At 42.9% G+C, this 21,064-nt stretch carries 17 protein-coding genes; 7 read left to right on the plus strand and 10 right to left on the minus strand.

Annotation, left to right across the window (positions count from 1 at the left end; genetic code table 11):
* Nucleotides 1–403 precede the first annotated feature (403 nt).
* Entirely contained in the window at nucleotides 404–751 is a 348-nt protein-coding gene (locus PseudUWO310_RS20825; protein WP_143122370.1) for a hypothetical protein, read from the minus strand.
* An 85-nt stretch (nucleotides 752–836) separates the two neighbouring features.
* On the opposite strand from PseudUWO310_RS20825, the gene PseudUWO310_RS23730 reads away from it, so the two are divergent.
* The gene (locus PseudUWO310_RS23730; protein WP_263363477.1) at nucleotides 837–959 is read left to right on the plus strand and encodes a hypothetical protein; all 123 of its coding nucleotides are present in this window, start codon (nucleotides 837–839) and stop codon (nucleotides 957–959) included.
* 190 nt (nucleotides 960–1,149) lie between these two features.
* Here the strand turns inward: PseudUWO310_RS23730 and psbU are convergent, their stop codons facing one another.
* The gene (gene psbU, locus PseudUWO310_RS20830; protein ID WP_143122371.1) at nucleotides 1,150–1,533 is read right to left on the minus strand and encodes a photosystem II complex extrinsic protein PsbU; all 384 of its coding nucleotides are present in this window, start codon (nucleotides 1,531–1,533) and stop codon (nucleotides 1,150–1,152) included.
* 326 nt (nucleotides 1,534–1,859) lie between these two features.
* Between psbU and PseudUWO310_RS20835 the strand changes: the two genes are divergently transcribed.
* Nucleotides 1,860–3,467: an NAD(P)H-quinone oxidoreductase subunit 4 gene (locus tag PseudUWO310_RS20835; RefSeq protein ID WP_055077149.1), complete on the plus strand. Its 1,608-nt coding sequence runs from the start codon at nucleotides 1,860–1,862 to the stop codon at nucleotides 3,465–3,467.
* Between the two features lie 228 nt (nucleotides 3,468–3,695).
* Here PseudUWO310_RS20835 and PseudUWO310_RS20840 read toward each other — a convergent pair whose 3' ends face one another.
* The 5 genes from PseudUWO310_RS20840 to aroH all read right to left on the minus strand — a co-directional run bounded on the left by PseudUWO310_RS20840 (nucleotide 3,696) and on the right by aroH (nucleotide 11,323).
* On the minus strand, nucleotides 3,696–6,320 hold the full coding sequence (locus PseudUWO310_RS20840; RefSeq protein WP_143122372.1) for a M1 family metallopeptidase: 2,625 nt from the start codon (nucleotides 6,318–6,320) through the stop codon (nucleotides 3,696–3,698).
* A 49-nt stretch (nucleotides 6,321–6,369) separates the two neighbouring features.
* The gene (locus PseudUWO310_RS20845; protein WP_143122379.1) at nucleotides 6,370–7,365 is read right to left on the minus strand and encodes a DNA cytosine methyltransferase; all 996 of its coding nucleotides are present in this window, start codon (nucleotides 7,363–7,365) and stop codon (nucleotides 6,370–6,372) included.
* Nucleotides 7,365–8,420 (minus strand): HindVP family restriction endonuclease, encoded by a 1,056-nt coding sequence (locus tag PseudUWO310_RS20850; protein WP_143122373.1) that lies wholly within the window; start codon nucleotides 8,418–8,420, stop codon nucleotides 7,365–7,367. Before PseudUWO310_RS20850 ends, PseudUWO310_RS20845 begins: the two co-directional genes overlap by 1 nt.
* A gap of 65 nt (nucleotides 8,421–8,485) precedes the next feature.
* On the minus strand, nucleotides 8,486–10,552 hold the full coding sequence (locus PseudUWO310_RS20855) for a tetratricopeptide repeat protein (RefSeq protein ID WP_143122374.1): 2,067 nt from the start codon (nucleotides 10,550–10,552) through the stop codon (nucleotides 8,486–8,488).
* Nucleotides 10,553–10,942: 390 nt separating this feature from the next.
* Complete coding sequence (gene aroH, locus PseudUWO310_RS20860) at nucleotides 10,943–11,323, minus strand: chorismate mutase (protein ID WP_009627057.1); 381 nt, start codon at nucleotides 11,321–11,323, stop codon at nucleotides 10,943–10,945.
* 148 nt (nucleotides 11,324–11,471) lie between these two features.
* Between aroH and PseudUWO310_RS20865 the strand changes: the two genes are divergently transcribed.
* Nucleotides 11,472–12,005 carry a hypothetical protein gene (locus tag PseudUWO310_RS20865; protein WP_143122375.1) on the plus strand — a complete coding sequence of 178 codons (534 nt, stop codon included), beginning with the start codon at nucleotides 11,472–11,474 and terminating at the stop codon, nucleotides 12,003–12,005.
* 379 nt (nucleotides 12,006–12,384) lie between these two features.
* On the opposite strand, the gene PseudUWO310_RS20870 is transcribed toward PseudUWO310_RS20865, so the two are convergent.
* Entirely contained in the window at nucleotides 12,385–13,734 is a 1,350-nt protein-coding gene (locus PseudUWO310_RS20870) for an ammonium transporter (protein ID WP_411729166.1), read from the minus strand.
* 1,032 nt (nucleotides 13,735–14,766) lie between these two features.
* Between PseudUWO310_RS20870 and ctpC the strand changes: the two genes are divergently transcribed.
* Nucleotides 14,767–16,032 carry a carboxyl-terminal processing protease CtpC gene (ctpC, locus tag PseudUWO310_RS20875; protein WP_143122377.1) on the plus strand — a complete coding sequence of 422 codons (1,266 nt, stop codon included), beginning with the start codon at nucleotides 14,767–14,769 and terminating at the stop codon, nucleotides 16,030–16,032.
* 447 nt (nucleotides 16,033–16,479) lie between these two features.
* Here ctpC and PseudUWO310_RS20880 read toward each other — a convergent pair whose 3' ends face one another.
* Complete coding sequence (locus PseudUWO310_RS20880; RefSeq protein WP_009629789.1) at nucleotides 16,480–16,929, minus strand: hypothetical protein; 450 nt, start codon at nucleotides 16,927–16,929, stop codon at nucleotides 16,480–16,482.
* Between the two features lie 315 nt (nucleotides 16,930–17,244).
* Complete coding sequence (locus PseudUWO310_RS20885) at nucleotides 17,245–17,901, minus strand: response regulator (protein WP_009629788.1); 657 nt, start codon at nucleotides 17,899–17,901, stop codon at nucleotides 17,245–17,247.
* Between the two features lie 389 nt (nucleotides 17,902–18,290).
* Here PseudUWO310_RS20885 and PseudUWO310_RS20890 point away from each other — a divergent pair, with 389 nt between their 5' ends.
* The 3 genes from PseudUWO310_RS20890 to PseudUWO310_RS20900 all read left to right on the plus strand — a co-directional run bounded on the left by PseudUWO310_RS20890 (nucleotide 18,291) and on the right by PseudUWO310_RS20900 (nucleotide 20,829).
* Complete coding sequence (locus tag PseudUWO310_RS20890; RefSeq protein WP_142598226.1) at nucleotides 18,291–18,476, plus strand: hypothetical protein; 186 nt, start codon at nucleotides 18,291–18,293, stop codon at nucleotides 18,474–18,476.
* Between the two features lie 214 nt (nucleotides 18,477–18,690).
* A complete protein-coding gene (locus PseudUWO310_RS20895; RefSeq protein ID WP_143122378.1) occupies nucleotides 18,691–19,743 on the plus strand; it encodes an RNA ligase in 1,053 nt (350 codons plus the stop codon).
* A gap of 240 nt (nucleotides 19,744–19,983) precedes the next feature.
* Nucleotides 19,984–20,829 carry an AAA family ATPase gene (locus PseudUWO310_RS20900; RefSeq protein WP_223805790.1) on the plus strand — a complete coding sequence of 282 codons (846 nt, stop codon included), beginning with the start codon at nucleotides 19,984–19,986 and terminating at the stop codon, nucleotides 20,827–20,829.
* Nucleotides 20,830–21,064 lie beyond the last annotated feature (235 nt).

A 21,064-nucleotide genomic window follows, 5' to 3' on the forward strand; every position in this document is an offset into this window, starting at 1 on the left:
TTACCAGCAAAAATATCACTATCTTAATATTTCAAATAGTGATGCACTAATAGGAATTAATACTATTAATTTTTCCAAAAATCACTGAAACCCTCATTGTCTCGTTTTAAATATTTTTAGGCTTCCACTACGAGCGGAATGTGGGCTATAAGTATTTATACCAAGTTATACCAAATCACAAAATGGCTACGCCATTTTGTGATTTTAAAACTCCTACTGGGTTTGGTTTTGAGATTCCCAAAATGGCAACGCCATTTTGGGAATCTCAAAACCTTACTGGGTTTAGTTTTTAATTCACAAAAGTGTTGTCACACTTTCGTGAATTGGTATAACTTGGTATAAAGAGAAAGGCGGTGCTTCGCACCGCCTTTCTCTTCTTGGGTTTTAATTTTTTCCCCAGTGCCTATTTCTTTTTGATGTCTTTTGCCATATTCAAGAAGATATCCATGCTCGAATCTACTCGGGTATTGAGCTTCTTAGGCTCAAACGTTGATTGGGAAACTGGCTCAGAAGGATTGGTAATATTAATTTCTGAACTTTCAATTTTTTCGGTTGCAGATACAATTTCTGTGATTTCTGCGCCTTTTACACCGTTAATAGTGGGGAATGTCTTTTTGACAGCTTTAGGTGTTCGCATGTAGTCGATATTGCCAAAGGTTTTAGCCGAATCTTGATCTAAAAAGTAAGATGACTCTTGACCCTCGGACTTCTCTTTTTTATCTTTTTTCCCAAATAGTCCAAACAATGCCATACGGTTATACCTTTTTCGCGAAGTTAGAAAGAATTTATTTTTATATTGCGCTATGTAACATTTTAGCAATATAAGTCAATAAATCTTGCTGTTCGTCCAACGGAAAATATTTGGACTGGGCTTTTATCGCGATCGCAATAGTTCGCTAGAGCATAGTGGTTTTCATCCTGCCTACGGCAGAATGAAAACCACTATGCTCTTACTCTGATTGTTTTTTGTTTTGCAAAGGAGTAGGCAATCCTTTGCAAAACGCTAATTTATAGCTGCCGCCATTCACTATGGGGATCAAGACGGGGATCAAGACAAATTAAAACCCAGATACGTTTATCCTTTGGGATATATCCATATCTGGGTTTCGTTGCTTGGAACAAAATGTCCTCTTTACTGACGATCAGCGATTACAGTCTGTAGTTAGCATTGTTGATACGTTCGCGCCCCATCGACTCATCAGGTCTCTTAAGGGTAAATTTATCAGCATTTGCTTTAATTAGTTCTTTTTGACCATCGGTTAACCCAGCGATATTAAGTACATCGTCTAGGGACTGATAGGGAGCGTTATCGATAATGATGCGCCCTAGGGTGGGATACATACCACGCACTTGACGGAAAGTGTTGATATTAGAGTTATTCAAATCAATTTTACTAAGGTCTTGGGTATAGAAATTAGTAGCAGGTAAGCCTTCGGCAAATGCAATGTTACCGCCAAAAGAACCTAAAAGGCACGTTGTCCAAATTGACGCGATCGCCACTAATAAAACAGAAAAGCGTATAAGTGCTTTCATGCCTAAAATCTCTCAATTAAAAAAATAATTTATTCACTTTTGAGATTAGCAGAAAATTGGAAACGCCACGCTTCGCGCCTGACAATTCAGACATATGTAAACAATTGTCTCTATTTGTTAATTTCTCTTCATAAATCTTCAAAGAGCTCTCAAGGGGCTTAAATCGGTTTCATGGCTTATCCAGTCATGATCCCAGCCATAGTTTTACAATTTAAGGCGATCCTATAGTTTTAAGTAACTATAAACAACTACATAGTCAGCAAGAGAGCATAGGTACAATGACTGTCTAGAAAATGGGTGGGTAATTACAACGGTTACTTTTGCATATGTTAAGTCTCGAAAACTTCCCTTGGCTCACGTTTATCATCGCCTTTCCCATCGTTATGTCTTTGGTAGTTGCTTTTGTCCCAGACAAAGGTGACGGCAAAACGATTCGTTGGTTTGCACTTGTAGTGGGGCTGATTGACTTTGCGGCAATCGCCTATGCTTTCTGTACGAAGTACGACTACAGCAACCCAGGGCTCCAACTCGTTGAAAGATACGAATGGGTTCCCCAACTGGGGCTAAATTGGTCAGTTGGTGTTGATGGACTTTCGATGCCTTTGGTCTTGCTGACTGGATTTATCACCACATTAGCAACCTTGGCAGCTTGGCCCGTTACACTGAAGCCACGTTTATTTTATTTCTTGTTACTGTCGATGTATGGGGCACAAATTGCCGTCTTCGCAGTACAAGATATGCTGCTATTTTTCCTCACTTGGGAACTAGAGCTGATCCCCGTATATCTATTGCTATCGATTTGGGGAGGCTATAAGCGTCTCTACGCCGCTACAAAGTTTATTTTATATACAGCGATCGGTTCGCTATTCATTCTTGTCGCTGGACTAGCAATGGCTTTCTATGGCGATACGGTCTCCTTTGATATGCAGACCCTCGCCAATAAAAACTATCCTCTTACCTTTCAGCTTCTAGCCTATGGAGCTTTCTTAATTTCCTATGGTGTTAAGCTGCCAATTTTCCCTCTGCATACGTGGCTCCCTGACGCTCACGGTGAAGCAACTGCACCAGTGCATATGCTCCTTGCAGGGATATTGCTGAAGATGGGTGGCTATGCGCTCATGCGCATGAATGCAGGCATGTTACCCGAAGCCCATGCGTACTTTGCACCGATTTTAGTGATTTTGGGGATCGTGAATATCATTTACGCAGCGCTTACTTCCTTTGCCCAGCGTAGCCTCAAACGTAAAATCGCCTACTCGTCAATTTCCCACATGGGCTTTGTATTGATTGGGTTAGCTTCATTCACCGATCTCGGTACGAGTGGGGCAATGTTACAAATGATTTCCCACGGACTCATTGGCGCAAGTTTATTTTTCCTTGTTGGGGCAACCTACGATCGCACGCACACCTTGATCCTCGATGAGATGGGTGGTGTGGGGCAAAAGATGCCGAAAATTTTTGCGATGTTTACCACCTGCTCCCTCGCCTCTCTTGCTTTGCCAGGGATGAGTGGTTTTGTTGCTGAGGTAATGATATTCGTGGGATTTGCGACCAGTGATGCCTATAGCGGGACATTTAAGGTAATTGCGCTCTTGCTTATGGCAGTGGGCGTAATTTTAACGCCGATCTATCTACTCTCAATGCTGCGAGAAATTTTCTATGGTGAAGAAAATAAAACTTTAACTTCCCATGAAGAATTAATTGATGCCGAGCCACGGGAAGTCTTCATTATTGCTTGTTTGTTGATTCCCATTATTGGGATTGGCTTCTATCCTAAAGTTGTTACCCAAATCTATGATTCGACAACGACTAAACTGGCGGGAGTGTTGCGCGAAGCCGTTCCCGTCTTAGCGAATAAGCGCGATAACAAGCGTTTGGCAAACTTACAGGCTCAAGTTTCGCCCAGCTTAACTTTGACCAACTTAAGCAAATAGTCTAGTTTTGGCAATACTAATTCACGAAAGTGTGACAACACTTTTGTGGATTAAAAACTAGACCTATCAAGGGTTTTCAAGTTAAGAAATGGCGTAGCCATTTCTTAACTTGAAAACCTTTTCTTCCAAAGAATAAGGCGACGCTATGCGTCGCCTTATTCTTTGGAAGAAGAGAATGGCAGCGCGAAGCGCTGCCATTCTCTTCTTAGCTATATGTCGATTGACATTTTATGGTTTGGCTTTTGCTTCGATCGCTTCTAGACGACTTTTGAGATCTTGATTGTCCTTGCGCAATTGATCAAGTTCTTCGCGCAACTGCTTTAAGCCTGCATCCTTCCCGATCGCTCTTTGGACACGCTGAATCGCTTCATCAGCAGCACGGCGTACTCTGCCATCGGGCGTAGAGTCGGAAAGAGAATGTAGTACTCCTATGGCACTCGCACTATCAATTTGCCCCAATGCACCGACAACAGCCATCTGAGTTAAGAAGAAGGTCTCCTGCGCGATTACTTTCAACCGATTGAGAATCTGTTCTGTTTTGGGTTTGGTTTGGGCTTTTCCCATCGCCCCTAAAGCCCGAATTGAGGCAAGGCGCAATGGTTGTGGTACATCAGGTTCCGTATACTTGATAATGGTTTCCATTGCTTCGTCGGAATCCTTGAGCTTCGCTAAACCTGCGATCGCTCCCGATCTAACCACTTCATTCCATCCCGATCGCTCCTTGAGGACGGTTTGTAAAAGTTTTACCACTTTAGAAGGTTCACGTTCGGTGCTCAAGACCGCGGCAAGTTCGCCCGTTAGTCGCGCCGCAGTGGCTTCTACGTTGTAGCTAGGATCGCCTTTCTTGATAAAAGGTTTGATGAGATCTAAACTCTTTTGTACCTTGTTCTGCGCCAATCCCGTAATTACCGCTATCCTTACCTTGGCATCGGTATCTTCTAAACCCTTTTCTAGGGCTTCAAAGGCTTGATCAAGTTTGATGGCAGCGAGATTCTCGGCGATCTCTACCCGTACGCCCCAGAAAGGTTCGGATAGAAGGGCTGCTCCTAAAGCTTTTACCGATTCTAAACCGCCTTTTTTCGCCAAGGCTTCTGCACATTGAATTCTGGCGATCGGATCGGGATCGGACTGCAAGCCAGCTTTCAGTTCAGCCACACCATATTCAAGACTGACTTGTTTGAGATAGTTATTGCCGCGATCGAAGCTAATGTATTTGGGCTTTTGGGGCAAGGGAAAGTAAAAGGCTTGATCTTTTTCAAATACACGCACCGTAAATACTTGAGAAGCTTCTTCTTCAAACCCAAAGCCGATGGGAATCCTGAGGTCAAATAGTTCTTCCTGTGTTTGGGTAACGGAGATCTTTGCCAATTTATTATCGCCATCCCAGCTATAGCCGATCTTATATTCAGGATGTCCACCGCGAAATACATACTGATCGAAGAGAAACATACAGTTTTTACCCGTTGCTTCTTCGATCGCCCTGAGGAGATCGATTGTCTCTACGGTTTTATGGGCATTAGTCCTTACAAAATGATGAATTGCCTTCCAAAATAGCTCGTCGCCTAGCTCTGTCCTGAGCATGTGATAGACACAGCCACCCTTTTCATAGATATGGCGATCGTAGAGTTCGATCGCTTCGCGATAGACATGGGTCACCATCGGACGGCGATAGCGATCGCGATCTTCGGAAATATAGCGTCGTGCTTCGCCTAGTAGATAATAAGCAGCTTCTTCGGCTCCATATTCATGGTTTGTCCAGAGTACTTCTGCGTAGGTTGCCGCGCCTTCCTTGACCCATGCGTGCGACCAATGCTTGATCACCAATAGATCCCCAAACCATTGGTGCGCTAACTCATGGGCAACCAGACTTTCACTGGAGCGATTGTCAATCGCGGCTCTCTGGTCTAATACGCAGCGGTCAGTTAGTAGGGTCGTAGAAGTGTTTTCCATGCCACCGAAAATAAAATCAGCGACACAGACCTGAGCGTATTTAGGAAAAGCATAGTCATAGCCATACTTTTCGCTAAAGAACTCGATCATTTTTGGGGTTTTACCCATCGTTAAGATGGCTTCTTCGGCGGTGCGAGATTTATCGACATAGTAGGTGACGGGCTTCCCCTTCCATTCGTCCTTTACTTCTACAAAGTCACCAATCGCTAAGGTCATCAGATAGCTGGGATGAACTTCTTTCTGTGACCAATGATAAATCTTCTCTTTTTTGAGATCCTTAACTTCGATCAATTCCCCATTAGAAATCACCATTAATTCTTTAGGAACTTTAATCCGAATCTCGGAAGTCGCCAGTTGTCCAGGGTAGTCAAAACAAGGAAACCAATAGCGTGAATCTTCATCTTCCCCTTGAGTCCAGACCTGCGTGGGTTTGTGGGGTTGATGTTCAGTAGGTTGCACAAAATAAATTCCCCTCTGAGGCTGCTCGGCAGCATAGGCGATCGCAATTTCGATGGGAATGCCTGCTTTTGTTGGTTCGTTCAGATAAATCTTGAGAAATTCGCCATCGTAATCGAACTTGCATTTAGCCTTATCAGGATCGGGTTTTGCTTCAATACGATCGGTAATCGATACGCTATCGATTCTCAGACTGACCGCATCTAAATTCAGATCGGTGATGCCATCACGCACGGGACGCAGGCGAATTTTGCAGCTACCAGCGATCGTTTGCTGGGGGATATCAAGCACCAAATCTAGGGCAATATGCTCGACTTGTCCTGGGCGATCGGGGTTGTAATGGGGCTTAGCTCCTGGTAGATGAAAAGATTTATGTTTTTTTGATTTGTCACTTTCTCCATCCCATAAACCTAATTCTAAATAGCTATCCCAAGATTTGCGGGTCATAAAACTTGATCTCTAACACTGGCTGTGATTTCACCATAATATAGCAGTCTCAAAAGAGTTGGGAGCCCATAGCTTGATAGTGAGCAGCCATATTGCCAAAATTTTCTAAGGCAGGATTATCAAAATCTTTTAGGTTATATAAATCAATTTCTTTTTTTATATATTTTAAAATAGTAGTAGCAACAAAAGAAGCCAAATTCACAGGTACTGAGTTGCCAATCATTTGTTCTAGATTTGTCTTAGTTCCAAAAAATTTAAATGACTCTGGAAATGTTTGAATATAACTTCTTTCTATTGTTGTCAAAGGTCTAACTGTGGCAATATCAATATCCTGAGGATCGCCACTATGCAATTTATAATTTGTGGGTATTGGTCGATTAACTCCTCTGATAGTTGGACTTGGCTCATCAATTGAAAAAATTCCCCTACGTGCATAACTTCTAGGATGTCGATAATAATATTGCAGCTTTAACCTTTCTCCAAGATAATCTCTCACTGTCATTGGTTTATTTGCCAAACTAACCTTAAATAAATCTACTAAAGAATTTTGCTCCCCACCAAGTTCACCAATCAAGAAAAAACGCGATCGCGATTGTGGTACATGACAAAGAGACGCGTCTAAAATAACTCTAGATAAACCGTAGCCATGGCTTATAAATTTTTCTGATATCTGTGTAAGAATAGGGCATTTAGTAATTCTCTGTACATTCTCCATTACAAACCATCTAGGCTTAATATCACAGATAATATTTGTGAAATTGTAAGTTAGATTTGCGCGATCACCATTTAAATTGCGTTTCCCAGCAATCGAAAAGTCTTGGCATGGTGCTCCACCGATGATCATATCTGGTGCAAATTTACGAATTAATTTAATTGATGTAACTTCATTCGATAAATCTTGTTGAATAGCTGGATGATTAAAATTTTCCCGATAAATATCCAAGGCAATATCCCAGTTATCAAAAGCTGCTAAAATATCAACACCTGCTTGCTGAAAGCCAAGAGATAAACCACCACAGCCACTAAATAAATCAACAGCAGTAATCATAAGAATAACTCTGGAGAATTAAAAATAATTGCATCAAATCTACGCTCTGGGCTTAACAAATTTTGTCCACCGCCCAAAATAATATTTTTAATTTCATCTTTTGTAATTCTGGGAGATGTCAAATTTGCACATGACATATAGGGGTTTGTTATATTCCCTGCGGAAGCAAAAGCTTTGTCATTTTTGGTGTTGTAAGAAAGTTTGTCAATGATATCTTTATAGTCACATCTGCCATTTGTACAGATATCCAAAAGTATTTTATAAAGCCAAATAATTGTTCTAGTTTGGCGGGTTATTTGAGTTGCTGCATTATCATTTTTAGATATTTGTGAGATGAACCAAGCAAAAGCAGCATCACTCCATGTAAAAACATCAAGACAATTCTCTGCAAGTTTTGGTGATTTACCAACAGTCTTCCAAATTGGATGTAAAAGAAATGGTAGTTGTTTTTTCTCAATATCTATACTGATATCAGCAATACAGCCAATAATTTTGGCAATGCTAGTAATTACTTCTCTTGCATCTGACCAATTATCCACAACGACAGCACTGCTCTCAATATGTTTTCTAACTGTCTCAATATTTGAGCTGACTATGCTAGCTGCTAGATATACGATTGTGTCAGGTCTGATGACAATTTCAGAGCCAAATTTGTCATCACTTAAATTGCAAGTTGTATTATCAGGTAATGCGGTTAATTTAACTTCTAAGCCTCGTAAACATTGACCCGTAGAACTATCTTGAATTACTAAATCAGTTCTAGGTAGAGATCCAATTACATATTTTTGAAATGGTGTATGTTGGGCTTCAAAAGCAAAATATGTGTTTTTTTGACTGGGACTGATCCCAAATATACTGGCAATATCGATTAAATTTATTCCTAACTTTTGATTTGTAATAGATATATAATTGGCAGCGATTCCTTGATGATCTAGATAACAAGATAAAGCGGCTGGGAAACTTGAATTGAACTGATTTTTGCCCCAAGCCTCTGCTTTAGTAAAATCTCGATTTGAATTGTTCAAGCCAAATAAGCTTGCTTGTGATGCCATTAACCGATCCTTATGTCACTAACTGATGTAATTAATTCGGACTTTAATAGAAATTACTAAACTTACTACTCAAATTGGGGCATTTCTAGGGAAACTGGTGCGAATTCTAACTGGACGGCAGCTTGTCGGACTTTGGCGGCGAAGGCGAGCGGGTCGAGGTCGAATTGCTCGAATAGTTCGCGCCCGCGCAGACAACGTAATTCTGGATTTTCGGCTGCGCCGCTGACTACCCACAGCACAAAATCTTTGTTGCTACGGGCATTTTCAATCTCGATCGCTGAAATTGCAAAGGAATCGCGATCGCTGGTAAAGCTTTTAATTACTACTGCTTCGCAGCGATTGTCCTTGGTACATTCGAGATCGTAGCCCACTTGGGACTTGTCCACCGATCGCACCATCCAGCCATCGCGCATATATTGAGCCATCACGGAAATCATGGCTAGTTTCTCGGCAGTACTGGGATCTTCGATCGAGAAAGGAATCGGTTTTTCCACGATGCGATCAACAATGCGATCGACTACGCGATCTACGACCCTCTCTACCTCAATAATTTTCTCGACTTCGACCAGTTTCTCCACCTCGACGATTTTTTCAATCTCGACGATTTTCTCGACTTCGACCAGCTTCTCCACCTCGACCAGTTTCTCGACGATCTTCTCGACTTCCACAATCCTTTCGATCGTTTCAGGTGGAGGCGATGCTATTAGCTCTGAGCTAGAAAAGACCGCGATCGCTTCTTCAGGGGCGGCAAAATTTTCAACGGGAATTGCCGTTGGCTGGGTTTGCGGAGGCAACTCAATGATGAGGTCACTGGTTTCTTCGTCATCACTGACGATCTGTTTCGCTACGACTGGCTCCACCGTAATGGGGGCATCGGCTTCAGGTATGGAGGTTGCGGCAGGGGCGATCGCGTAGTTACTTCTTGGTTTTGCCTTGGGAAGAGAATCGATGGCGAGGGTTTCCAGAAACTCCTTCGCTTTCTTTGCCTTGTCGGGTTTACCTTGAGTTTGATACAGCACGATCGCCTTCCGCAGATCATCCCCAGCGAGGGTCTCATCGGCTATATCGGGTTGAGAATAGGTTAAGCCGCGATAGTAGTAGGCATCAACATTGCTGGGCTGCAATTCGATCGCATGGCTAAAGTCACGAATTGCTTCAGGAAATTCCTTCAAAATGTAATGGGCTCGCCCGCGCCGAAATACCGCTAAGTCGCGTTCGGGGCTTAGCTCAAGGGTGCGGCTAAAACAAGCGATCGCCTGTTCGTAACTCCTGAGCTTAAAGTAGGTGTTGCCCAAGGACATATGGGCATCGGCATAGTTGGGATCGATGGCGATCGCCGCCTCAAAATCCGCCATCGCCTGCTGCAACTGTCCCAGTAAAAAATTAATTTCGCCACGCTTAAAATAAGCCAGACGAGCCTTGTCGGGACGCATGGAAATTGCTTTGCCATAGTCACCAACTGCCTTCGCATATTCACGTAAACTCACATGGGCATCACCCAATCCTAGGTAAGCCTTGATGAAGTTGGGATTGAGTTTGAGGGCTTGACGAAAGGATTCTAGCGCATCCTGTGGGAATCCCTGCTGAATGTCCTCTAGACCCCAGCGGTAATAGACATCTACGAGACTAATCCCCTTGCCCGCACGAAAAGCCTTTTGAGTCTGGCGTTCCCACTCACGATCTAGCATCCGTACATATTCTTCGCGAAACACCCCCGCATCGGTTTGCGGTTCAAGGGGCATACCCTGAAAATGAGGCAATTGGCGCAGATAATCAGTCCTGAGCGGTTCATCGAAACTGACACAGGCATCCCATGCGACCCAGATCCGAAAGTTATTAACCTGAGAGTCAATATCGTAGGCTTCGCTAAGTTCGCGATAACGCGCCGATCGCAGTTTTAGTTGATATTCCCGATCAGCGGGAACGACAGTTCCCGAAGCAAAATAACCCTGATTGGCGCTACCAATCCGCTTGAAATATGCGCGATCGCCCACCTTGAGCGTTTGAATATTGCCGCAGTTCCAAGTAACGATATACTGCTCCCCCTCGGAGATATCGGCGATCGCTTCACGAATGAAATCGCGAATCTCTGGCTCTGTCTGCTCGTTACACAGGAAAATTCTTGTGACCATAGGGCTATTTATACATTTGAACCGATACCAGAGTAATAGCTCGCTAAAGCTAAGAGCTTGCTAAAGCTAAGAGCTTGCTAAAGCACAGTTACTCTTTAAAAATCCTACAAAATCAGCCATAGCAATTTTCAAATCTGTCCAGACTTATTTGAAGGCTTAGCTTTGAAAGCTAAAAAACTAAGATCGAATTTAGCAAAGCTTTTGAGCCTTTAGATAACCCTAGAAATATCGAAAATCGCTATGCAGCTATTGATCTTAACTGTTGATCTTAACTGTGATGATGTTAACTGTGATGTTAACTGTAGCCGATCTTATAGCAATCGCTAGTAAAAAGCTTAAAAAATAAGAAGAGCGTTTAGTTGCCCCTTTATTTTCCTAAATTTGGCTTTCCTAAACTTGTGCATAGACAAGATCGGGGCGCAAATCTCTTGCTCCATTTAAGTAAATATGCTTAATCTGATGCTGCTCAAGCGGCGTATTGACATGAATTAACACCCTGATACATCGCGCTAAGCTGCCCTGAACGTACATTTGCTGTACATCCAAAAGCGGCACATTCTCCCATTGCGATCGCGATCGGGCGATTTTGGCAGGAAAGACGACATCAATATCTGTCGTTGCCGAAAAAGTAGCACTCACGATTTCACGCGGATCGATATCATTTTGTGCTTCGATCTCCTCCATAAGCTCTAGCACAGCCCTCTCTAGGGCTTCGTATGTATTTGCCTCAACTGTTGTTGCACCACGAACGCCACGTACACGCCAACCCACGTTTTACACCATCCGTACTGTATGTAAGTGTTTTTGATTGTTAATTTGATTGTTAATCATATCTATCATTTATCAGATTACCCCTAAAAAACAATGTTAAGTTAATTGCGATCGCCTAAAACATAAAATCCCGACGCTTGCTATTTTTATGATCGATACCTTTAAAGTCTCACCCCTGATTCGGATTACTTTACTGCTGCTTTATCTTGCGCTCACGGTTCCTTTACCATTTTTGAGCAATTTTACCCATGCCTCGGTTCCTGCCACATGGTTGAGTATCGTGCTGGTGATCGGCTTTGTTTTTTTGTATGGGGCGTTAAGCGATCGCGTAGTTCTTGATGACGAAGGCATCAGACTTGTTTATGCTCGGTGGTTTCCTACTTTTTTGCGTAAAGGTTGGTTCTTGCATTGGCAGGATATCGCCACACTAAAACCAAGGATTACGGGACAGGGAGGGATTGTTTATTATTTTGTAAGCAAAGCCTCAGATCGAGCCTACCTATTGCCAATGCGGGTAGTTGGATTTTCACGATTAGTCCAAAGGGTGGAAGAGCGCACGGGTATCGACATGAGTCAGGTGCGTCCTCTGGCTCAGCCTTGGATGTATCTGATTCTGTTGGTGTTTACCTTTCTCCTAATTCTGATGGATAGCTGGACAATTTATACAGCCCTAACCCTATAAAGCATGAGTAAGAATCAACCTCCAAAGATGAGTGGCGGCGCAAAGCGCCGCCACTCATCTTTGGAGGTTGATTCTTACCAATTCACGAAAGTGTGACAACACTTTTGTGAATTAAAAACCAAACTCAATAAGGTTTTGAGATTCCCAAAATGGCAACGCCATTTTGGGAATTGGTATAAGAACCAAAAGATGGGTGACAGAGCCTAGGGTCATCACTCATCTTTTGGTTCTCTAAGAAACGACCATGGCTATTTGTAAAAAAGCTATAAGTAGCTAGGCATAATTAATTACAGATCCAAACATGTAAAGTTGCGCCCCGCAGAGGCGCAATTTTACATGTTTCCGTAATTTATTCTGCACAAGTACTTATGTAAAAAGATTAGCCTTCGGAAGAGCTTTTTACGAATACACCAGATCCAAAATCACTACCGTAGCCTTCCTCACCATGAATAGGCAAGTCAATACCTTGTTCTTCAACTGAGGCAGGAACTCTCAAGTCCATAAATAGTTTAAGGACAAAAAGAATAACGAATGTAGCCACAGCTGAAAACACATAGGTAGTAGCAACGCCATAAAACTGAATCAAGATCTGCCCAGCATTACCATCTAACAGTCCAAGATTGATATCTGCTCCTTTGGCATCCTTCATCAAATTTGCAGCCTTAGTAGCAAATACACCTGTCAAAAGTGCGCCAACTGTTCCTCCAACACCATGGACAGAGAAAGTGTCTAAGGAGTCGTCGAACTTGAACTTAGCACGCAAGCTTACAGCGATAAAGCAGCATACTGCGGTGATAGAGCCAATTAGAATTGCACCAATGGGAGTAACAAAACCTGCCGCAGGGGTAATACCCACTAGTCCAGCTAGAAAGCCACTGGCAATACCAACTGCGGTTGGTTTACCCCGTAGAACCCATTCCACCAAGAGCCAAGTCAAGCCTCCCGAAGAGGTCGCAACTGTCGTAGATACAAAGGCAACTGAAGCGATCGCACCAGCACTCAGAGCACTACCAGCATTAAAGCCAAACCAACCAAACCAGAGCAAGCCGATGCCTAAGAGTACGTAAGGAACGTTGTGAGGGGTATGAGGTCTAGTAGCAAAGTCTTTGCGTGAACCTACGACCAAAACTGCAACAACAGCAGCAACACCCGAACTGATATGTACGACCGTTCCACCAGCAAAGTCTAAAGCACCTAGTTCTCCTAAGAAGCCTCTTCCCCATACCATATGGGCTAGAGGGGAGTAAACAAAGGTAGACCAGAGCAAAATAAACCAGAAATAAGCCTTAAAGCTCATGCGTTCGACAATCGCCCCTGAAATCAATGCAGGAGTGATGATTGCAAACATCATTTGATAAACCATGAACACGGCATGGGGGATCGTTCCCGCATAGCCAATAGGATCTACGTCATCAAACTTGACCTTATTCAGAAAAGTCCAATCCAGCCCACCAATAAACTTTTCCAAACCTTGACCAAAAGTACCATCAGCCACCTTGGCAGTTACATCAAAAGCTAAGCTGTAGCCCCACAGTACCCAAGTAACACCAACAACTGCCATGAGCAATAGGCTCATCATCATCGTGTTCAATACGTTGCGGGTACGGACTAAACCACCGTAAAAGAAAGCCAAACCAGGTGTCATCAACAATACAAGGGCTGCTGCTACCAACATAAAGGCAGTATCACCTGAATTAATAGGTGAAGCCGCTGGGGCAGGAGCAAGCAGCTTGTCAAGCGCGGCTTTCTGATCTTTTGTTAAAGTTACAACATCACCACTTGCCGAAGGGGCAGGTGAAGCGCTAGGCGATGCCGAAGGTGAAGCAGTGGCTGAAGCACTAGGCGATGCCGAAGGCGAAGCACTAGCCGAAGGGCTTGCAGATGCACTAGCTGAAGGGCTTGCAGATGCACTAGCTGAAGGGCTTGCCGTAGAAGTAGCAGTGCCAGTCGGGCTTGCCGAAGCAGAGGGAGAAGTAGTCGCTTGAGCCCAAGTCTGCCCTGTAAAAGGAAAACTCACCAACCACAGGACTAGCAACGCACTCAATAGAAATTTTTTGATCACAGACTCTATCCTTTCACAAAGTTTTCTTGTCATCACAATAAGGCGACATGAGTGTGCAAACACCGTTTCAGGGAGTGTTTCAAGGTTGAAACACTAAGAACATTTGGCGCTCACAATCCCATTTGTATAGTTACCATAGAGAATTTATTCAAGAATGATTTCATCAACTTATACGGCATTCATTTGTATTAGAAGCTACATTTCTTATATTGGGAGAGATAAAATCTATGGATTAATGCTGAAATTATGACTACGGCATCAAAACTAGCCCTGCTTGATAGTGCTTCATATAACTCTAAATTCAGGTTTTAAATCGAAAAGAAAAAGGTTTTATTCATAAATACCCATGCCCTAAAAATTAGGCTCTCAAAAATATGATCTAAGAAATATGCTTTAAAAATTAGGCTCCAAGAGTAGCTAAGTAAAACCAGAGAGTGTACCGCCCGCGCAGCAGGCGTTACACTCTCTGGTTTTACTTTTTAATTATGCTTAACTGCTTAGCAACATAAGGTCTGTTGGACTAACGGGAATTCGGGATAATTTGAAACAGGCTTTGAGAAAGGGTTAAGCTGGCGTTAATTACGCTTAGTAGAATGAGCTATGTTAATTCGATCACACGCTTAAAAGCTGCTGTGCTAGAGTTGGTGTAATTTAAAAAATCTCACATTCCTCACACAAATCACTTTTCAGGAAGTTGACATGGCAAAAGGCGGACTTGTACTTGGTACAACAGCAGCATTAGCTGCGGCTGTGGCAGTTGTTGGTTTTCAGCTAGCAAACCCTAGCATCGCCGCATTTCGGGATAGCCCTAAAGAAATCGTTGATGAAGCTTGGCAGCTAATTAACCGTGAATATGTTGATGGCTCTTTCAATAAGGTTGACTGGCGACAGGTCAGACGGCAATACGTTGAAAACCGAGATTATTCATCTAAGGCTGAAGCTTATCGTTCGGTTCGGGAAATGCTTAAACTGTTGGACGATCCCTACACGCGATTTATGGATCCCGAACAGTTCAAGAGTATGCAGATTGATACATCGGGGGAGCTTACAGGGGTTGGTATCCAACTTGGGATGGATGATGCGACTAAGCAACTCACGGTCGTTGCTCCCATTGAAGATTCTCCTGCGTCCCGTGCGGGGGTTTTAACAAAAGACATCATTACTTCGATCGCTGATAAGTCTACTGATGGCATGGATATTAACCAAGCCGTTGCGTTAATCCGTGGTCCCGCAGGAACGAAGGTAAAATTAGGGATCAAGCGGGGCGATCGCCAGTTTGATGTGGAACTAGAAAGAGCAAAGATTGAGATCCATCCAGTTAAAGCCGAACTGCGCGACACAAATATTGGCAAGGTTGGCTATATTAGCCTGCGCCAGTTCAATGCTAATGCCGCTAGCGATATGCGTAAAGCAATCCAAGATCACGTAAACAAAGGAGCTGTAGGCTTTGTACTGGATCTGCGCTCTAACCCTGGTGGCTTGCTATATTCCAGTGCTGAAATCGCACGGATGTGGTTGGATAACGCCACCATCGTCTCCACGATTGATCGCAAGGGCGAGAGCGAGCGTTTAACTGCCAATCGTCAATCTCTCACCAATAAACCCCTTGTGGTGTTAGTGGATGGTGGCTCGGCAAGTGCCAGCGAGATTTTATCTGGTGCTTTACAAGATAATAAGAGGGCGGTCATCGTTGGTACGAAAACCTTCGGTAAAGGTTTAGTCCAATCCGTTCATTCCCTAAGCGATGGTTCGGGTATGGCGGTCACTATCGCCAAATACTACACACCTATTGGTCGCGATATTAACCACATGGGTATTGTGCCCGATCAAGTTGTCGAGCTAACCAAGGATGATCTTGAGAGACTCAACAAAAATCGCGATTTAGTCGGTACGGTATCTGACCCACAATTTGCCAAGGCGATCGATATTCTATCGGGCGAGCTCAAAAAAGTAAGCTCTCGTTAAATCCTTAGATATAGCAATCTCAAGAAGAGAAGGTTGGCGCGAAGCGCCAACCTTCTCTTTAAATGAAAAGCCTTGCTACGCAAGGCTTTTCATTTTGGGATTTGAGAAAGGGTTTGCGTAGCAAACCCTTTCTCAAATCCCGTTACAAATTATCCCGAACTGACGTTATACCAAATCACAAAATGGCGTAGCCATTTTGTGATTTTAAAACCCTTACTGGGTTTGGTGTTTATAGCTATCGCCAAATGTACTAGGACATAAACCCCAAGAATTGACTGGCGGCGCTTCGCGCCGCCAGTCAATTCTTGGGGTTTGATTTGTCCTCATTCAAGTGCCTGTAGCTATAATTCCCAAAAGTGTAGCCACACTTTTGGGAATCTCAAAACCTTACTGGGTTTGGTGTTTAATTCACGAAAGTGTTATCACACTTTCGTGAATTGGTATAAGTTAAGAATCGTGACGGGTAATGATCGCTTCCATGGTACTTTCAAGATTCTGCCCCGCAATAATTCCACTAGCTAGAGAATAAATATTGTTATCGCGACGATAAAGAGTTTGAAACCCCGTCCGCATTTTTTTATCCCCCATTACCCAATAGCGTTGAGTAATTGAATCTGGACCAATTATGCCTTCCCCCTCAACCTTACCAAGAGAGCTATCATCAACAACAAAGGTAAAACGACGCTCGTCAGAATCAATCCGCCCCTTATAAGCCATGGTTAGCTCTTCGCGATCGCTTTCGGGAAAGGTCAACTTTGTGACCATAGTAAACCAAAAATTATCCTTTGACCAACCTACTAAAGTTCTACCCTTAACTCGAATTGGCATGGAATCTCTCTCTATCCAGTTTCCCTCGAGAGTCCATTTCCCAGGTTGCACTAAAAAGGTATGGGCCACAGTTTTTATTGCTCTGTTTTGTTGCGCTGTAAATCAATTTTCATTATATAGCTTTATTACCAATCGCAGTCGAATCCATTTAAGTGAGGGCATTACACAGCATTACACTCACGTCATCAATTGCCAAACTACCAAAATCCTAAACCACCAGAAAGAGCGCACCAAAAGATGCTCTCTTTCCTAAACCATTTATACCAATTCACAAAAGTATGACAACACTTTTGTGAATTGGTATAAATTGGCATAAAAAACAGAGCCAAAAGCTGTGGCGCACGCTGCGCGTGCGCCACAGCTTTTGGGGTTTTACATAAGCTACTAATTAACTAAACCCGATCGCAAAGCTACCACTGCGGCTTGAACGCGATCGTCAACGGATAGCTTATTCATAATGCCGCGCACATGGGTTTTAATGGTATTAGGGCTGAGATAGAGAGTTTTCGCAATTTCGGGATTACTCTTACCATCGACAATTAATTTCAGCACTTCCAGTTCCCGTTGAGATAGGTGTGAGTTATTTTCAACTTGAGTGGGGGGCTTGAGATGATCCATCACTTTACGAGCAACTTGGGGATCGAGGTAGGTAGCCCCATCCATGGCAGCCGTAAAAGCAGCTAATAAACTTTCAGTAGATGTCCCTTTTACACAATAGGCATCAGCACCGCTCGATAAGGCGGCAATAATCTCCGTGTCATCGGTATGGGAACTAAGCATCACAATATGAACATTTGGTGAAGCACTTTTAATTTTTTGCGTTGCTGAAATCCCATCTAGCCTTGGCAACCCAATATCCATTACGATGATGTCAGGATGCAGTTCCTGTGCCATCTTTACCCCGATATAGCCATCCTCTGCGATGCCAACTACGGTGATATTCGGCTGTTGAGAAAGCGATTGCTCTAATCCAAGTTGGATGAGTGGATCGTCTTCAACAATTAGGACTTTTAAAGGTTTAGATGCTGTCGCCGCAGTCATAATTCTAAATTTGATTGAATTTGATTTGATTATAGCGGGTTTCAGTTTACCTACGGCAAACTGAAACCCGCTATATTATTTATAGCGATCGCCAAGTGGACTAGGACATAAACCCCAAGAACTGATTAGCACCGCAGAGTGCCCCCAATCAATTCTGAGGGTGTGATTTGTCCTAAGACAAGTGAATATAGCTAAAGCTGGGCATAATTAAAACCCAGAATCAATCCCTATAGCGCACGCTGTACGTATGCTACAGGCTTTGGGATTTTATATTTAATTGCGCCTCGCTCCTTATAGAAACTTAAATCAATAACCGTGACATACCCGACACTCTATTTTTTCTGTAAACAAAAAATAGAGTATGGGCTTCCTCTTTCACTGGGAGAGCCTTGTTAGAGCCATCTCTAATCTGGACTTATCCTCCCTCCGCAGGTTTTACTCACTCCGTAGTGGTACTAACTGGCAAGATAGTTTCCTATCTTCGAGGCAGACTCCCTGTGTCCCAAGGAGTAGAGTTATTTACTTCACCCATCCATAAGCTCTTTTACGGCTTAGCGGGATATTGGGGCTATTAGTGTAAAACTAATAGGTGGTGTCTAGCCTTTATACAACGGAAAGTTCGCCCACCACGGCTACTCTTTTCAACTCCGCTTAGTTCTTTTTTATCATGGATTCACTGTCGCTTAACTTGTTTTCTGATTCGTTTTCATCCCGCCACTCATCCCTGTAAACGGATAGAGTGCGGGACTTCTCACTCACATTAGTTAAAATTAATTGCAAAGATATAGAATGAGCGGCATCAATTTGGAGAAAGTCGAGCAACTAGTTGTTGAAGGATATATCACCAAACGTCCTCATTCAAGTGGTGAACTCTTCATTTACAATTACACGGCTAAGACTCAGTACGATCGCCTATGGACATCGGAGACTATGCAATGCCGAGGCTTGATTTTAGATCGCAATGGGGCGATCGTTGCTAGACCTCTACCCAAGTTTTTCAATCTGCAAGAACATCAAGAAGCATTACCCGCAGAACCATTTCACGTTTACGAGAAACTTGATGGTTCACTAGGGATTTTGTATTGGCATAACGAGCAACCATATATTGCCTCTAGGGGTAGCTTTAACTCTGACCAAGCGGTTAAAGCCAATGACATATTACAGAATCTTTACAAAGCAGTAATTCCTTCCCTAGATAGATCGCTCACCTATTTATTTGAGATTATCTATCCATCGAATCGCATTGTTGTAGATTATGGAAACTACGAAGCTTTAGTTCTATTGGCTGTAATTGAGACAGAATCAGGTCGAGAACATGAGATTGAGTCCTATGGACATTTAGGATTTCCGATCGCCAAAAGGTACGATGGGTTAAAGGATCTTGACTCGATCGCTGCGCTCAACAATCAAAATCAAGAGGGTTTTGTGATTCGCTTTGAGAGTGGGCTGCGGCTTAAGTTTAAGTTTGCCGATTATGTAAAGTTACATCGGGTGCTTACTCAAGTTACCAGCAAAGTAATCTGGGAAATGCTGCGCGATCGCACTCCTTTTGAGAATATTTTAGAGCGAGTTCCCGATGAATTTTACAATTGGGTCAAGGAAACTAAAGCTTCTCTAATTAATCAGTATCAACAAATTGAGAATGCGGCAAAGGCTGACTTTGAGAGAATTATTGCCACTGTAGATCGGCGCGATCGCAAGGAAATGGCAAAGCATATTTTAGCTTGTCAGAATCACACAATTTTATTCTCTTTATTAGATGGGAAGGACTATAGTGATTACATTTGGCGAACTATCAAGCCTGCTCACGAAAAACCATTTATGGACAATGATGATAATTAAGATGATTGGTGGCGCTAAGCGCCACCAATCATCTCTTTATATCTTAAGCAAAACTTGCATTTTTATATAGCAGTAGCCAGTTATGTTAGAACAAATCCAAAAACCAAAATAGAGTTGCGGCGCTAAGCGCCGCAACTCTATTTTGGTTTTTAACTACAATGGCTATAGCGATATAAGAAGTAACATAAAATTTTGAGAAAATCTTCAAATTAAAAATCACAAAATTAAAAATCACAAATAATGCTGACAGTCTATTTCACCATCGGTTTGCCTGCTTCTGGAAAGTCTACATGGGCAAAAAATAAAGTCGATAAAGCGCCTAATAGTATTAAGCGCGTCAATAAAGACGAGCTTCGCGCCATGCTAGATAATTCCTATCACTCGAAGGGAAATGAGAAGTTTGTTCTCGATATTCAAGATCAAATTATTAGAGCGGCTCTAGAGAACGGAAAACATGTCATTGTCGATAATACGCATCTATCGCCCAAGCATGAAGCCAGAATCAGAGAGTTAATCAAAGGTTTGGCAGTTTTAGAAATAGTAGATTTCCGCCATGTGCCTCTAGAAACTTGTATTGAGCGGGATTTGAAGCGCTTTAATTCGGTGGGTGAGAAGGTGATTCGCGATATGTATAACCAATTTATCGCCCCACCCAGAGCCGCTAAACCCGCCCATAATCCAGATTTGCCCGATGTAATTCTCTGCGATCTCGATGGCACGATCGCTTTAATAGGCGATCGCAATCCTTTTGATGCGGCTAGGTGCGAGCAGGATTTGGTGAATGAGCCTGTGCGATCGATTTTAGAGACTTCTGGCAAGATGGTGATCTTTGTCTCTGGGCGCGAGGATAAGTACAAGCCGCAGACTCTCGCATGGCTAGAAAAGCACAATATTTCTTTTGATGGTTTGCATATGCGAAAGTCTGGCGATCAACGTAAGGATAGTATTGTCAAGAAAGAGATTTATGATGAGTTTATTCTCGATAAGTACAATGTCGCTTTTGTCCTAGACGATCGCGATCAGGTAGTCAGAGTTTGGCGCGATCTGGGTTTAACTTGCCTACAAGTTGACTACGGCGATTTTTAAAGCTGTAATAATGTTTTTAAGATCAATATAATTGTTTTTTGCTTATTTAAAGAGATCTCTAAATCATAAAATCACAAATACAAACAAAACCAATATCTCAAAATAGCCGGGAGCATCCCAATTAGGCACTAAGTATAAATACTTAAGGGAAAAGAGCTGTAAAATAGTAACAAATTAACCCGTCCAAGCAAATGACACCAGAAGAAAAAGGAAGACTTGAAGCCTGCACCAGAGA

Source organism: Pseudanabaena sp. UWO310, from assembly GCF_006861605.1.
Classification (GTDB): Bacteria; Cyanobacteriota; Cyanobacteriia; order Pseudanabaenales; family Pseudanabaenaceae; genus Pseudanabaena.

What these genes read in the sequence shown, in the direction of transcription:
- PseudUWO310_RS20825 (WP_143122370.1), bottom strand. Translation starts at nt 751, where the DNA reads ATGGCATTGTTTGGACTATTTGGGAAAAAAGATAAAAAAGAGAAGTCC.
- psbU (WP_143122371.1), bottom strand. Translation starts at nt 1,533, where the DNA reads ATGAAAGCACTTATACGCTTTTCTGTTTTATTAGTGGCGATCGCGTCA.
- PseudUWO310_RS20835 (WP_055077149.1), top strand. Translation starts at nt 1,860, where the DNA reads ATGTTAAGTCTCGAAAACTTCCCTTGGCTCACGTTTATCATCGCCTTT.
- PseudUWO310_RS20840 (WP_143122372.1), bottom strand. Translation starts at nt 6,320, where the DNA reads ATGACCCGCAAATCTTGGGATAGCTATTTAGAATTAGGTTTATGGGAT.
- PseudUWO310_RS20850 (WP_143122373.1), bottom strand. Translation starts at nt 8,420, where the DNA reads ATGGCATCACAAGCAAGCTTATTTGGCTTGAACAATTCAAATCGAGAT.
- PseudUWO310_RS20855 (WP_143122374.1), bottom strand. Translation starts at nt 10,552, where the DNA reads ATGGTCACAAGAATTTTCCTGTGTAACGAGCAGACAGAGCCAGAGATT.
- PseudUWO310_RS20865 (WP_143122375.1), top strand. Translation starts at nt 11,472, where the DNA reads ATGATCGATACCTTTAAAGTCTCACCCCTGATTCGGATTACTTTACTG.
- ctpC (WP_143122377.1), top strand. Translation starts at nt 14,767, where the DNA reads ATGGCAAAAGGCGGACTTGTACTTGGTACAACAGCAGCATTAGCTGCG.
- PseudUWO310_RS20885 (WP_009629788.1), bottom strand. Translation starts at nt 17,901, where the DNA reads ATGACTGCGGCGACAGCATCTAAACCTTTAAAAGTCCTAATTGTTGAA.
- PseudUWO310_RS20895 (WP_143122378.1), top strand. Translation starts at nt 18,691, where the DNA reads ATGAGCGGCATCAATTTGGAGAAAGTCGAGCAACTAGTTGTTGAAGGA.
- PseudUWO310_RS20900 (WP_223805790.1), top strand. Translation starts at nt 19,984, where the DNA reads ATGCTGACAGTCTATTTCACCATCGGTTTGCCTGCTTCTGGAAAGTCT.